The organism is Bacillus sp. PK6-16 (assembly GCF_056530295.1).
In genome coordinates this window covers 641817-654944 of record NZ_CP096511.1, presented here as the reverse complement: position 1 = coordinate 654944, position 13128 = coordinate 641817, and the positions used below count along the sequence as shown (strand labels likewise).

Genomic DNA, 13128 nt, shown 5'->3' with positions numbered 1-13128 from the left:
CGTTCCTGCTATTCTATGTACAGAGGAGGTCATAATATGGATTCACTTAAAAATATGAATGCTGCAATGCGCTATATTGAAGATAACCTTACGAATGAAATTGATTTTAAAGAAGTTGCGAGGCTAGCTCTTTGTTCTGAGTATCACTTTAAAAGAATGTTTTCGTTTTTAGCAGGTATATCACTATCAGAATATATTCGCTGTAGACGTCTTACTCTCGCTGCCTTTGAACTAAAAAACAGCAATGTAAAAGTCATTGATATCGCTATAAAATATGGATACAACTCACCAGATTCATTCGCTCGTGCATTTCAAAACTTGCACGGTATAACACCTTCAGAAGCCCGAAATAGTAGCCATTCTTTGAAGGCTTATTCACCAATGACCTTCCAATTGTCCATTCAAGGAGGAAATGAAATGAACTATCGAATTGAAGAAAAAGAGCCCTTTCGAATTATAGGTATTACAAAACGAGTACCAATCGTTTTTAACGGTGTAAATGAAGAAATTGCTTCTATGTGGAAAAGTTTAAATCCAGAGTCCATTGAAATGTTAAAGTCACTTTCAAACATGGAACCGAATGGAATCATTAGTGCTTCTACTAACTTTTCTGAAGGAAGAATGGAGGAAAAAGGCGAACTCGATCACTACATTGGAGTAGCCACAACGAAAGATTGCCCAGAGCAATTCATACAACTTGAAGTCGCAGCTTCAACATGGGCCATATTTGAAGCTGTCGGTCTATTTCCTGATGCATTACAAAATGTGTGGGGACGTATTTATTCTGAATGGTTCCCTTCTTCGAACTATGAACTAGCGGAAGGACCGGAAATATTGTGGAATGAACAGAAAGATATATCTTCTCCAAACTTTAAAAGTGAAATTTGGATACCGGTTTTGAAGAAGTGATAAAAAAACAAAGCTGCTCTTCCCTAAAAGGAAAAGCAGCTTTATTTACATTTTCAACTCTTCTTTATAAATACTATATGACTTTATTGTTGATACGATAATGCATATTAATATCATTCCAACCCCTATAAAAATATTAAATGGATCTGGAAGCAAAGCCCCGGCATATATACAAAGTGAACCTATTACAAATACCCTCGAAGCAAATCGGTGTGTTTTCCTCCAAACTACAGGATTTTCTAATGTCCAGTCCATTCGAATGCCTACTAACCCGTTCGGCTTCGTTTGTTGCATGTAATTACCTAGTACAAGAAACAATGTTCCAAGCCCAAAATTAAATGCAATTGAGCCCGATGCAATATAATTAGACGCGGCTAATAGTGCAAATAAGTTACAACCGAATCCTATTAAAAGAATTGCATAATGGATTGCGGAAAGGACTTTAGCATGCTGTTTATACTTATCTTTCGTTACATCAATATACCCAAGAGCTAGCCATATCAAATACAGCAACATCATGCTACCTATTGAAACAGAACTTGCTTCTATTTTAGAAAAATATCCATCTACTACTCCTGCTGCATTATAATGGCGTGGAATTTGTTCTGGTAAATATGGCCATACAATATACCATCCAATTGCAATACCAATAATTAAACTCCATGGTAATACGTGTCTTTTCATCCTCTCTCCCCCATAATTTTTTATTAGGCCTCTATTTCTTTTTTATAAGCAATATATGAATATCCCATCGTTAATCCTACTGCACCAATAATAATTCCAACCATTACGAAAGATTTCCACGCCACTGGTGCAAAAACACTTAAAATCATAATGATCCCCAATGCAACAAACACCTTTCCGCTAAAACGATGCGTTTTTCTCCACACTTCTTCGTTACTTAATGTCCACGGTGTTTTTATACCTACAAAGTAGTTTGGTTTACATTGTGGTAAATAGTTTCCGATGACTATAAATAAAATACCCACTAATAATTCCGGCACGCGATTAATGAATAAATTGTATCCTAATCCACTTGTAATAATATCTATATTCCCTACAAATAGTAGCAGTAGTATCCCGTTATTCATCATCATAAAAGCTTTAGAAAACTTCTCGTAGTTCGCTTTCTTTGGATCAATCTTTGGTAACACGTTTAGAAAAATATATAAAACAATCATAATTCCAACCATAGAAAGCATTCCATACGATTTAGAAGAATATCCATCTACTTTACCGCCGCTCCAATGCGTTGCAATTGTATCCGGTAAATGTGGCCAAGCAAACGCCCAAGCTAAACAAGTTATAACAATTAATAAGATTGCAAAAAGATGCTTTTTCATTTCCCCTCTTCCCCCTTATTCGTAAATGTAAACACCCAAGTCAATAAATCTTGAAAGACCGTTGTGTTTAAAGAGTACATAACGAATTGCCCTTTCTTTTCATCTTGAATAAGTTCAGCATTTTTAAGTGCATTTAAGTGGTGTGAAATACTTGGTTTTGTCATATTGAAATGTTCAGCAATCTCACCAGCGGTTAGATCGCCTTCTTTTAATAAGTCTAAAATTTTTCGCCTTGTTGGATCTGCTAATGCTTTGAATGCTTGATTCAATGTCTTTCTTCCTTTCGATAATTAGACATTTAGATATTTATCTAAATATTAAACCGATTACCGTTATTTGTCAATTTCATCCAGCGCCCTTTTTACTTTTCTCACTTTTAACCTATACTGTTTACTAGCTTATCTTTCAACATAATGAAAAGACTTGAAACACATGATACACTATAGCTACAATTGTTTTTTTGAGGAGGAATATACATATGTATAAAATTTTAATCGTTGAAGACGATCCAAATATTTCATCATTACTGCAATCTCACATTCAGAAGTACGGTTATGAGGCTGTGGTAGCGGAGAATTTCGATGATATTATGGAATCGTTTAACGCAGTGAAACCCCATCTTGTTTTACTTGATGTAAACTTACCGAAATTCGATGGTTTCTACTGGTGCCGTCAAATTCGTCATGAATCTACTTGTCCAATTATTTTCATTTCAGCGCGTGCTGGTGAGATGGAACAAATTATGGCAATTGAAAGCGGTGCGGATGATTACATTACAAAACCATTCCACTACGACGTTGTAATGGCGAAAATCAAAGGACAATTACGCCGTATTTACGGTGATTATGCACCGAATATTTCTGAACGTATCGTTGAAGTAGAAGGTTTAAAACTATTCCCAGAACGTCCTGAAATTCACTTCGGATCTGAACAAGTTCTTTTAACGAAGAAAGAAGCTATTTTAGCTGAAATGTTATTATCTAAATTCCCTCGTACAGCGAGCCGTGAAGATTTATTAGCTGCGCTTTGGGATGACGAAAGTTTCGTTGAAGAAAATACATTAAACGTAAACATTACACGTCTTCGTAAAAAGTTTAATGAGCTTGGCATTGAGAACTCTATTGAAACAGTACGTGGACTTGGATATCGCTTTAACGCAACTTGGAGTGAATAAGCATGAAGCTATTTTTACGTGATCATTTTGCATTTTTCCTACTGTACGTTTTAAACTTCGGTATCATTTTCGTTCTTTATGATGCAGTAGATGGATTTCAAAACAATAAATTTTACTTCGTCGTTTTAAGTTTATATTTATTTATTTGTTTCCTCGCTTACCGTTACGTTCGCAATCGTAGAATGTACCATAGATTAAGTGAGCAACCAGAAAAAATGGAAGATGCGTTTATTGAAAGAGCGACTGCTCCGATGCCTCACGGTGTCAATGAACTCGTGCGTACGCAGTACCGCCTCTTCCAAAAAGAACTACAATCGTATGAAGTAAAACAACAAGAACATCAACTATTCATTAACCATTGGGTACATCAAATGAAGACACCTGTTTCTGTTATGCAGCTTATGGTGCTAGAAATGGAAGACGAGCATTTAATTCCAAAGTTTAAAAAAGAATTAGAGCGTCTAAACCAAGGGCTTGATATGGCTTTATACATGGCTAGGTTAAATAACTTCCATGAAGATTTCCATGTCGAGACGATTTCATTAAAAGATACGGTAACAAAAAATATTAACGGATTAAAAGAACTATTCATTCGTAATGGTGTCTTCCCTGTTTTAGAAGTCCATTCTGATTTAAAAGTTGCTTCTGATGCGAAATGGCTAAAATTTATCATCTATCAGTTAATGACAAATGCTGTTCGTTACTCTGGGGAACGCGGAAAGAAAGTATTCTTATCTGCTTACCGAAACGGAAAAGATATTATTTTAGAAGTTCGCGATGAAGGTGTTGGTATTCCGCAAGAAGATATTCGAAGAGTATTTGAACCATTTTACACAGGGAAAAACGGTCGCGCATTCGGAGAATCTACTGGTATGGGACTTTATATTGTAAGTAAAATTTGTGATTATTTAGGTCACTCTGTCAAACTAGATTCTGAAGTTGGTAAAGGAACGACGATTAAAATCATCTTCCACAACGCTGCAAATAATCAAGCAGAACATACAGAGAAGGTGACCGAAGCATGATCGTAACATATGCAAGCAAAATGTATGAGAACTTACTCTCATACATTTTTTGCAATACAACTACTTCTATATCTTCTAGCCGGAGGTATAATCTATGACATTTTGGCAATTTGCATTTAAAAACGTCACGCGCAACTCAAGAGCTTATTTTGCTTACTTTGTAAGTAGCTCCTTTTCCATTGCTGTGTTCTTTTCGTTTGCTGTTTACTTATTCCATCCGAAATTACAAAACTTTGACATGACCTCTGAAATTTCAGGATTAATGATATTTTCAGAAGTTATCATTGTCTTGTTCTCGTTCTTCTTTCTACTTTATTCAATCGGATCGTTTTTAAAAGTTCGGAAAAAGCAATTTGGTGTGTTAACCGTTTTAGGTATATCAAAAAAGCAATTACATCGGCTCATTTTCACTGAAAATATGTTAATTGGTATTTTATCTATCTTTTTCGGCATGCAGTTTGGACTTGTCTTCTCGCAGTTTTTCTTATTAGTAACAGCGAAAATTACACATCTACCAGGGATATATTTATATATCCCTACGAATGCTTTCATTTTAACAATGATTGTGTTTCTTGGTCTCTTTATCGTTGTATCTTCATTTACACCCATGCTAATTCGTACGAAAAAGACAGTAAACCTTTTAAAAACTAATGGTAGGAAACAAAAGGAAAGAAAACCATCCATATTTATCTCTCTATTTGGTGCTATCTGTTTATTAGCTGGTTATATTTTAGCTGGAAACCCTAAATATTTCTTCTCAATAAACTCGCAAGTAGGCGTTATATATATGGTTTCAAGTATTTTCGTCATTCCAACGCTCGTTACAATCGGAACATATTTTTTCTTTTCTCAAATTAGTTTCTTACTTATTTATATTTTAAAGAAAAGAAGAAAGTTTTATATGAAACGGATTAATATGCTGTGGATTTCGGATTTAGCAAGCCGCATCCGAACGAATATTAATATGCTGTTTATTGTAGCGATGCTATCTACAATTGCTTTCACAATGATTACGTTTCTATATGGAGTCGGAAAGTTTACAAAGCTAGAGGTTACGCGAAGTTCACCTTTTCCATTCTCTTATTTTTCTTATGACGCAAATCCTTTTGTGAATGATCATTTAAATTGGCTTGAACAACAATTACGAAAAGAGAATTTCTCTTATAAAAAAATAAAAGCTGATTTATATGAAACACCACTGAAAGAAGATGAAGGCATAACAGCTTATAATGACATATACGCAATAAAACAAAGTGACTATAATAAACTCGCAGCTTCCCTGCAAATGAAACAACTATTCATGAAAGATAATGAAGCATATGTCTTAACAGGTAGCGCTTATGTAACCTTATTCAGCGAATTTGAGCCAAGCTACAATAGAAAGTCTATTACACTTTCTAGTACAAATACGCAATTACAAGTAAAGGGCTATGAACAAGTAGGGGCCATTCCATCTAACTTTTCATACCAAACTTTAATTTTACCTGACGCTGTTGTAAACAACTTACCAAATACAACAAAACACGTAACAGCGTACAATTATAACGTACAAAATTGGGAAAAGACTTATGAAATTGCTGATGATTTTATGAAAAAAATACAAAGAGATCGACAGAAATTCCAATACGAAGGCCCTCTTATTCGCTCCTATGAATCAGCAGGTTCATTATACAGAATCACATCTGGTAGTGCCGCGTACTTCCTAATCGGGACATTCTTAGGTGTCATTTTCTTTATTGGAGCAGGGAGCGTTCTTTACTTCCGAATGTATACAGATTTAACGAACGAACAAGAAAAGTATGTAGCAATTTCAAAAATTGGGGTAACAGGTGCAGAGATGAAAAGATCTGCAACCATTCAACTTAGCATTTTATTTTTCGTTCCGTACGTTATGGCGTCCATTCATACAATGTTCGCAACAAAAATGCTTCAAGACGTAATTGCCTTATCACTATTCAAAGAAATTTCAGCTGTTCTTATTATTTTTGGCGTAGTTGAAATCGTCTTTTTCTTATTCATTCGTTCCTTTTACATGCAAAAGTTATCAGAGTATACAAATGGTTAAATTTTATGAATGTATTTAGTAGGGGGAAAGGGTATTTCTTATATCCTTTTCCTCTTCATCCTACTAGGAGGCTAGGCAAATGACATTTTGGCAGTTTGCATTTAAAAACGTGACGCGGAACGCCAGAGCTTATTTCGCCTATTTTGTAAGCAGTGCGTTCTCCATTGCAATCTTTTTCTCATTTGCAGTTTATTTATTTCATCCGAAATTGCATATGACAGACGTTAATTATTATCTGAACATATTAATGACAATTTCAGAGGTTGTCATTGTGTTCTTTTCATTTTTCTTTTTACTGTATTCAATCGGGACGTTTTTAAAAGTACGAAAAAAACAGTTCGGGATTTTAACAGTACTTGGCATATCTCAAAAACAATTAAAACGACTCATATTTATAGAAAATATGTTAATTGGTGTTCTTTCTATATTTTTTGGCATTCAACTTGGAGTTGTCTTTTCACAGTTCTTTTTGTTAGTTACCGCCAAAATTACACACGTACCTGGTTTATATTTATATGGGCCTACAAGTGCTATCGTTTTAACTATCATCATCTTTCTTGGGCTCTTCATTCTCGTATCATCTTTTACACCTATGCTCATTCGTACGAGAAAAGCCGTACGTCTTTTAAAAGAAGGAAAGCAACAAAAAGAAAGAAAAGCATCCGTTCTCATCTCTCTATTTGGTGCGATGTGTTTAATATGTGGATATGCGTTAGCCGCAAATCCGCTGTATTTTATGTCGCTAGGTGACATCATTGGGCTTTTATACGCCGTCTCTAGTATATTTGTCATCCCATCGCTTATTGCAGCTGGAACATACTTTTTCTTTTCACAAATTAGTTTTTTACTTATTCGTATTTTAAAAACGCGAAGAAAGTTTTATATGAAACGAATTAATATGCTTTGGATTTCCGATCTAGCATCACGTATTCGGACAAACATCAACATGCTCTTTATTGTAGCGATGCTATCGACGCTCGCTTTTACAATGATTACATTCTTATATGGATTCGGGAAGTTTACAAAGTTTGATGCGATTAGACAAAACCCTTTCCCGTTTACGTATTTATCGCATACTGAAAATACGTTAGCTGATGAACATTTAAACTGGTTAGAGCAGAAATTTAATGAAGAACACTTTACTTACACAAAATTTAAAACGGATATATATGAAGTATCTTCGGCTGAAGATAACACGCAGCTCTATTATGCCATTAAACAAAGTGACTATAATGTACTTGCTAAGGCTTTAAATTGGGAAACGCTCACAGTAAATAAGAATGAATCTTATATTCTTATGAAAGACTTAGATGATCAAGTTATTGGAACACTTCATAATAAAGAACAGAAAAATACTCTTACACTTACTCAAAACACTTTACAACTACAAGTGAAAGAATATAAAAGTTATAGCCCATTCCCAAACAGCTTAATATACAAATTACTCATACTATCTGATGAAAATGTAGAAGCCTTATCCACCGTTTCCAAACAAATGAGTGTATATAACTTCAAAGTTACGGATTGGGAAAAAGCACATAATATCGGTTCAGCGTTTATAACAAAAATCGATAACGATAATGCAGCAATTCAAGCAGAGCACCCACCTTTCCATGCAAGTGAAGCGAGCGATTCTCTATATAAGAAAAAACTAAATGTTGCCTCATTCTTCTTAATTGGTACTTTCTTAGGTGTTATTTTCTTTATCGGTGCTGGTAGTGTTCTTTACTTCCGAATGTATACAGATTTAACAAATGAGCAAGAAAAATATATAACGATTACGAAAATTGGCTTAACTGAGACTGAAATGAAACGTTCAGCGACAATTCAGCTTGCGATTCTTTTCTTCGTGCCTTACATTATGGCATCAATCCATACGATGTTTGCGACAAAGATGCTACAAGAAATATTACATCTCTCGTTCTTCGCTGAAATTACAGTCGTACTTATGATTTTTGGAACAGTTGAAATTTTATTTTTCCTTTTAATTCGTTCCTTTTATATGCAAAAATTATCACAACACATTAAGTTTTAAAAAGTAGAAAGGTGATTACTATGGAAGAAGTATTACACATAAAAAACGTCTCAAAAGTATATGAGGGAAAAGTCCCTCATACTGCTTTAAAAAATATAAATTTACACGTGGATAAAGGTGAATTCGTTGCCATTATGGGACCATCTGGTAGCGGGAAATCTACATTTTTAAACGTTATCTCTACAATCGATTCTCCGACTTCTGGTGACGTCGTTATTAACGGAAAAAAACCGCACACATTTCGTAGAGAAAAGTTAGCTATTTTCCGCCGCCAAGAGTTAGGATTTGTTTTCCAAAACTTTAACCTACTAGATACACTAACAATCGGTGAAAATATCGTACTACCTTTAACATTAGATAATGTTCCATTAAAAGAAATGGATGAAAAGCTTGATAACATTTCAAAAAAGCTTGGAATTGATCATATTTTGGACAAGCGTATTTTTGAAGTTTCCGGGGGACAAGCACAGCGTACCGCAGTAGCACGTGCTGTTATTCATCATCCTTCACTTCTACTTGCCGATGAACCGACAGGAAACTTAGATTCAAAAGCGGCAATTGACGTAATGGAGCTATTTACGAAATTAAATAAAGAAGAAGATGCAACGATTTTAATGGTTACGCACGATCCGTTTGCAGCAAGTTATTGTAACCGTGTTATTTTCATTAAAGATGGAGAGCTTTACAATGAACTACACCGCGGATTATATCGCGAGAAATTTTATCAAGAAATATTAGATGTTTTAGCATTATTAGGAGGAAGACGTGGATGACATTTTGGCAATTCGCATTTAAAAATGTCTCACGTAATTCGAAAGCATATTTCGCCTACTTTGTAAGTAGTGCGTTTTCTATCATGGTTTTCTTTTCATTTACTGTATACGCGTATCATCCACGCTTACAGAATGTACAAAGCTTTCAAGATCGGGATCCTCTAATGAATTTAGCTAGTACAGCGCAGCTTGTGATTGTTATGTTCTCGTTCTTCTTTCTCTTATATTCAATTGGAACATTTTTAAATGTACGGAAGCAGCAATTCGGGATACTCACCATTCTCGGTATCTCACAGAGACAATTAAAGAGACTGTTATTTACTGAAAATATGATAATCGGGATATTGTCTATCTTTATCGGCATTCAAGGTGGACTTGTATTTTCTAACTTTTTCTTATTAGTCACTTCGAAATTAACAAGTGCGAAAGGTCTCTATTTATATTGGCCAACAGAAGCGATTATCGTTACAACCGTCACGTTTATCATTTTATTTTTAATCGTTTCTACGTTTACACCAATGTTTATTCGTACTCGAAAAACAACGAAGCTTATTAAGGGCGTTAACAAAGAAAAGAGCGAAAAGAAACCATCTATACTCATTTCACTATTTGCTTTAACTTGTTTAGGACTATGTTATTATATTGCCGGTTATCCGCAAGGCTATATAACGGAAAAAAATGCACAAAATGGATCTGTATTCTTAATTATGCTATCTATTTTACCGCTTGTAGTGATTGGGACGTATTTATTTTTTTCACAAACATTTCTTCTCTTTATCTATATTTTAAAGAAACGAAGAAAGTTTTATTTAAAACAAATAAATATGTTATGGATTTCAGATTTAGTTTCTCGTACACGCAGTAATATTAATGTACTCTTTATTGTTTCTATGCTATCTGCACTTGCATTTACAATTATTATCGGGTTATTTGCTGCAAACAATAATACGAAAGCCCCTATACTAGAACGATATCCAATACCATTCACCTATACATCAGAAGGTGTTAATGCATTTGAACAAAAGCATATTACTACGATTGAAACTGAACTTACAAATGCCAATTTTCAATATGACAAATATAAGTTTACCGTTTTAAAAGATACAGCTTCAAAAGAATCAATTGCCATTATGAAAATGAGTGATTATAACGCAATAGCACAGCAATTAAACAGACCAGAAATCACTCTCGATTCTTCACAAGTTTATAATATTTCTCGCTATTCACCGGTGTTATTAAATCTCGTGTCTAACCCATTTGCGAAGCAGAACACGATTACACTTGGCTCTAATAAAAAGGAATTTCAAATTAAAGGTTTTATTAATAGAGGAATTGAGCCTCCCTTTGCATTACCTCACTTAATTGTGATGCAAGATGAAGTAATTGAAAATATGATTCCTCATATTGAAACAATTACAGTCTATAACTATTTCGTGGAAAATTGGGAAAATGCAATTGTCCCAACAAAAAATATATTAAAAAGCTTAAATCATGATGCAGAAACCTTGTATGAAGCACATAAAAATGAAGAAGATTTCATTAAACCATTTTATATTTATACAGCTACGGATGAACTCGTTCATAGTAAAGGAAATGCAGTCGCTCAATTCTTTATTTGGGCATTTCTCGGCTTTATTTTCTTTATCGGAGCAGCTAGTGTTTTATATTTCCGTATGTATAATGACTTAACAACTGAAAGACAAAAGTATATTACGATTACAAAGCTTGGCTTAACTGAATCAGAAATGTTTCGCTCTGCAACGATTCAATTAGGAATTTTATTTTTCGTTCCTTATATCGTTGCTGGTGTTCACACATTATTTGCGGTTAAGTTTTTACAAAGCATGTTTTCTTTCTCCTTATTAAAAGAGACATGTATCGTACTCACCTTTTTCGGGATTATCGAGATCATTTTCTTCTTCTTAATCCGTTCTCTGTACATTAATAAATTATCACAGCATATAAAAATATGAATAAAATGGCCTTGTGCGTATTGCACAAGGCCATTTTCAATAGTTTTTAATAATTAGCAGCAATATCCGCCGTAGCCGCCAGCATAACCGCCATAACCACCATAGCCACAACCGCCGCCTCCGCCGAAGCAGCTAGCACCGATGATAATTAATAAAATAAACAATACGATTAGAAGCGCAAAACCGCCTCCGCAACCATGTCTGCGGTTACAATCATCATGTCTGTGTTCACACTTTTCGCTCATTACCCTATTCCTCCTTTAGTATCATTCATAACAAGTTCACCTTGCTCTAAATGAGGGGATTCCATTTATATTATGTTTTCAGGGCGAATAGGAAGCTTGGCTTACCTAAAAACGGGCTTGTTTCAGAAAATGAGCCTTATCAAGATGTAGGTATAAAACATTTGACATACTAATAATTTCTTACTAATATTTAATTGAACGATCAATTAATTTTTTGATTATACATTCAAATTATATAAATCAGGAGTTGAATAGCGTGACTGATTCTTTTATTGCAGAGGCTAGGCGTGAACAAATTATTCTTGCATGTATTGATACATTAGAAGAGGTTGGATATAACAACTTAAGCTTAACGAAGGTGGCAAAAAAGGCTAAGATTAGTACCGGACTTATTTCTTATCATTTTAATGATAAGCTTTACCTTATGAATCGCACATTACAATTTTTAGTTGCCAAGCAACATGAATTTATTAGTAATCGAGTGCTATTAGCTCAATCTGAAATAAATAAACTAGAGGCTTTTATTGAAGCACATTTGGCTTATCAAGAAACTCATTACAAAAATAATATTGCCTTAATTGAGATTGTCTTTAATGCAAGAAATGAAGAGAACGTTCCCTATTACAGAATCGAAGACGACGAAGAGGAGGATGCTCTTAGAACGATGTTATTAGATATTTTGAAGACTGGTCAACAAAATGGCGTGTTTTCCGATTCTTTCCAAACCGACACATTAGCTTCATTTATTTTAGGAGCAATCGAAGAAAGAATGCTGAAGGCAAATTCATCTATATCCATAGAAAATTACTCAGATGAGCTCATAAAAATGGTGAAGAAACTCACTGTTTAAAACATGCCTGGTTAAAAAAAATATATAAGAAAGGATGAACTACACATGAAAAAAGCATCTGTCATTGGATTAGGTTTTTTAGAAAAATTACTTGCTATAGCAAGTCCCATCCTTTTAGGCGTTATTGGATATTTTTCCCCTAAATTAATAGAGATTATAAAAAAGATTCCTCTCTTTTCTGATTCAAAAATTATAGAACTTTTAAATTTTATTAATCCCTTCTGGCTTCCTATTATCCTCATGCTAATTGGTGTTATTGCAGGAATTTTATTTTCTTTAATTATTTATAGTGAAGCTTTAAAAATGAACATTACTTCGGAAAGCATTCACGTGAATAAGGACGATCAAAAGAAACAAATCACCAGATCAAATGTAAAAGCCGTTTTTGTAGATAAGCGTCAAGTGGTTATCATTGATCAAGAAGACCGAGAATGGTTACGTGAAACATCTGACATTACCCCAAGCAAAATTAAAGATACTTTCTTAATGCACGGCTTCCCCTGGGTGGAACAAGATCCTTATAAACATGAGTATAGCTTATGGAAATTAGAGGATGAGCGATTTAATAAAAGCATAAATACTATTTTGTATGAAAGACGAAATGCCCTTCGAGAAGGAAACTCGAAAAAAAAGAAGCATTTGCGCAAAGATTTGAATGAGCTAGGAGTCTTTGTCAAAGACGATGGAGAAAATCAGTATGTCCGTTCTATTAACTAATAGGACAATAGAAAAAAGA

Annotated in this window: 13 protein-coding genes; 9 read left to right on the top strand and 4 right to left on the bottom strand. The window is 34.3% G+C overall.

The genetic code is table 11. From position 1 onward, the window contains the following. The first annotated feature begins 36 nt into the window (after positions 1–36). Positions 37–909 carry an AraC family transcriptional regulator gene (locus M1D66_RS03270; RefSeq protein ID WP_000377718.1) on the top strand — a complete coding sequence of 291 codons (873 nt, stop codon included), beginning with the start codon at positions 37–39 and terminating at the stop codon, positions 907–909. A gap of 45 nt (positions 910–954) precedes the next feature. Here the strand turns inward: M1D66_RS03270 and M1D66_RS03265 are convergent, their stop codons facing one another. From M1D66_RS03265 to M1D66_RS03255, 3 genes are read right to left on the bottom strand one after another with little or no spacing between them, the layout of a single operon-like run. Next, entirely contained in the window at positions 955–1593 is a 639-nt protein-coding gene (locus tag M1D66_RS03265) for an SdpI family protein (protein WP_000820673.1), read from the bottom strand. Positions 1594–1616: 23 nt separating this feature from the next. Next, on the bottom strand, positions 1617–2252 hold the full coding sequence (locus M1D66_RS03260; protein WP_086386036.1) for an SdpI family protein: 636 nt from the start codon (positions 2250–2252) through the stop codon (positions 1617–1619). Further along, positions 2249–2521: an autorepressor SdpR family transcription factor gene (locus M1D66_RS03255; RefSeq protein ID WP_001070523.1), complete on the bottom strand. Its 273-nt coding sequence runs from the start codon at positions 2519–2521 to the stop codon at positions 2249–2251. Before M1D66_RS03255 ends, M1D66_RS03260 begins: the two co-directional genes overlap by 4 nt. Before the next feature lie 209 nt (positions 2522–2730). Here M1D66_RS03255 and M1D66_RS03250 point away from each other — a divergent pair, with 209 nt between their 5' ends. From M1D66_RS03250 to M1D66_RS03225, 6 genes are all read left to right on the top strand, one after another. Then, positions 2731–3426, top strand: a complete 696-nt coding sequence (locus tag M1D66_RS03250; RefSeq protein ID WP_000276738.1) for a response regulator transcription factor — start codon at positions 2731–2733, stop codon at positions 3424–3426. 2 nt (positions 3427–3428) lie between these two features. Beyond that, a complete protein-coding gene (locus tag M1D66_RS03245; protein ID WP_000765341.1) occupies positions 3429–4451 on the top strand; it encodes a sensor histidine kinase in 1023 nt (340 codons plus the stop codon). A gap of 94 nt (positions 4452–4545) precedes the next feature. Further along, the gene (locus tag M1D66_RS03240; RefSeq protein ID WP_000145046.1) at positions 4546–6516 is read left to right on the top strand and encodes an FtsX-like permease family protein; all 1971 of its coding nucleotides are present in this window, start codon (positions 4546–4548) and stop codon (positions 6514–6516) included. A 79-nt stretch (positions 6517–6595) separates the two neighbouring features. After that, entirely contained in the window at positions 6596–8551 is a 1956-nt protein-coding gene (locus tag M1D66_RS03235) for an ABC transporter permease (RefSeq protein WP_000145013.1), read from the top strand. Positions 8552–8571: 20 nt separating this feature from the next. Continuing rightward, entirely contained in the window at positions 8572–9324 is a 753-nt protein-coding gene (locus M1D66_RS03230; protein ID WP_000393250.1) for an ABC transporter ATP-binding protein, read from the top strand. After that, positions 9321–11297, top strand: a complete 1977-nt coding sequence (locus tag M1D66_RS03225) for an FtsX-like permease family protein (RefSeq protein ID WP_144596885.1) — start codon at positions 9321–9323, stop codon at positions 11295–11297. Before M1D66_RS03230 ends, M1D66_RS03225 begins: the two co-directional genes overlap by 4 nt. 53 nt (positions 11298–11350) lie before the next feature. On the opposite strand, the gene M1D66_RS03220 is transcribed toward M1D66_RS03225, so the two are convergent. Continuing rightward, positions 11351–11542: a YjcZ family sporulation protein gene (locus M1D66_RS03220; RefSeq protein WP_001290392.1), complete on the bottom strand. Its 192-nt coding sequence runs from the start codon at positions 11540–11542 to the stop codon at positions 11351–11353. A gap of 256 nt (positions 11543–11798) precedes the next feature. Here M1D66_RS03220 and M1D66_RS03215 point away from each other — a divergent pair, with 256 nt between their 5' ends. Continuing rightward, the gene (locus M1D66_RS03215) at positions 11799–12392 is read left to right on the top strand and encodes a TetR/AcrR family transcriptional regulator (protein ID WP_000132248.1); all 594 of its coding nucleotides are present in this window, start codon (positions 11799–11801) and stop codon (positions 12390–12392) included. Between the two features lie 45 nt (positions 12393–12437). Then, positions 12438–13109 carry a YqeB family protein gene (locus tag M1D66_RS03210; RefSeq protein WP_000710348.1) on the top strand — a complete coding sequence of 224 codons (672 nt, stop codon included), beginning with the start codon at positions 12438–12440 and terminating at the stop codon, positions 13107–13109. Positions 13110–13128 lie beyond the last annotated feature (19 nt).

What these genes read in the sequence shown, in the direction of transcription:
- M1D66_RS03230 (WP_000393250.1), top strand. Translation starts at nt 8,572, where the DNA reads ATGGAAGAAGTATTACACATAAAAAACGTCTCAAAAGTATATGAGGGA.
- M1D66_RS03220 (WP_001290392.1), bottom strand. Translation starts at nt 11,542, where the DNA reads ATGAGCGAAAAGTGTGAACACAGACATGATGATTGTAACCGCAGACAT.
- M1D66_RS03270 (WP_000377718.1), top strand. Translation starts at nt 37, where the DNA reads ATGGATTCACTTAAAAATATGAATGCTGCAATGCGCTATATTGAAGAT.
- M1D66_RS03245 (WP_000765341.1), top strand. Translation starts at nt 3,429, where the DNA reads ATGAAGCTATTTTTACGTGATCATTTTGCATTTTTCCTACTGTACGTT.
- M1D66_RS03225 (WP_144596885.1), top strand. Translation starts at nt 9,321, where the DNA reads ATGACATTTTGGCAATTCGCATTTAAAAATGTCTCACGTAATTCGAAA.
- M1D66_RS03250 (WP_000276738.1), top strand. Translation starts at nt 2,731, where the DNA reads ATGTATAAAATTTTAATCGTTGAAGACGATCCAAATATTTCATCATTA.
- M1D66_RS03210 (WP_000710348.1), top strand. Translation starts at nt 12,438, where the DNA reads ATGAAAAAAGCATCTGTCATTGGATTAGGTTTTTTAGAAAAATTACTT.
- M1D66_RS03260 (WP_086386036.1), bottom strand. Translation starts at nt 2,252, where the DNA reads ATGAAAAAGCATCTTTTTGCAATCTTATTAATTGTTATAACTTGTTTA.
- M1D66_RS03265 (WP_000820673.1), bottom strand. Translation starts at nt 1,593, where the DNA reads ATGAAAAGACACGTATTACCATGGAGTTTAATTATTGGTATTGCAATT.
- M1D66_RS03235 (WP_000145013.1), top strand. Translation starts at nt 6,596, where the DNA reads ATGACATTTTGGCAGTTTGCATTTAAAAACGTGACGCGGAACGCCAGA.
- M1D66_RS03240 (WP_000145046.1), top strand. Translation starts at nt 4,546, where the DNA reads ATGACATTTTGGCAATTTGCATTTAAAAACGTCACGCGCAACTCAAGA.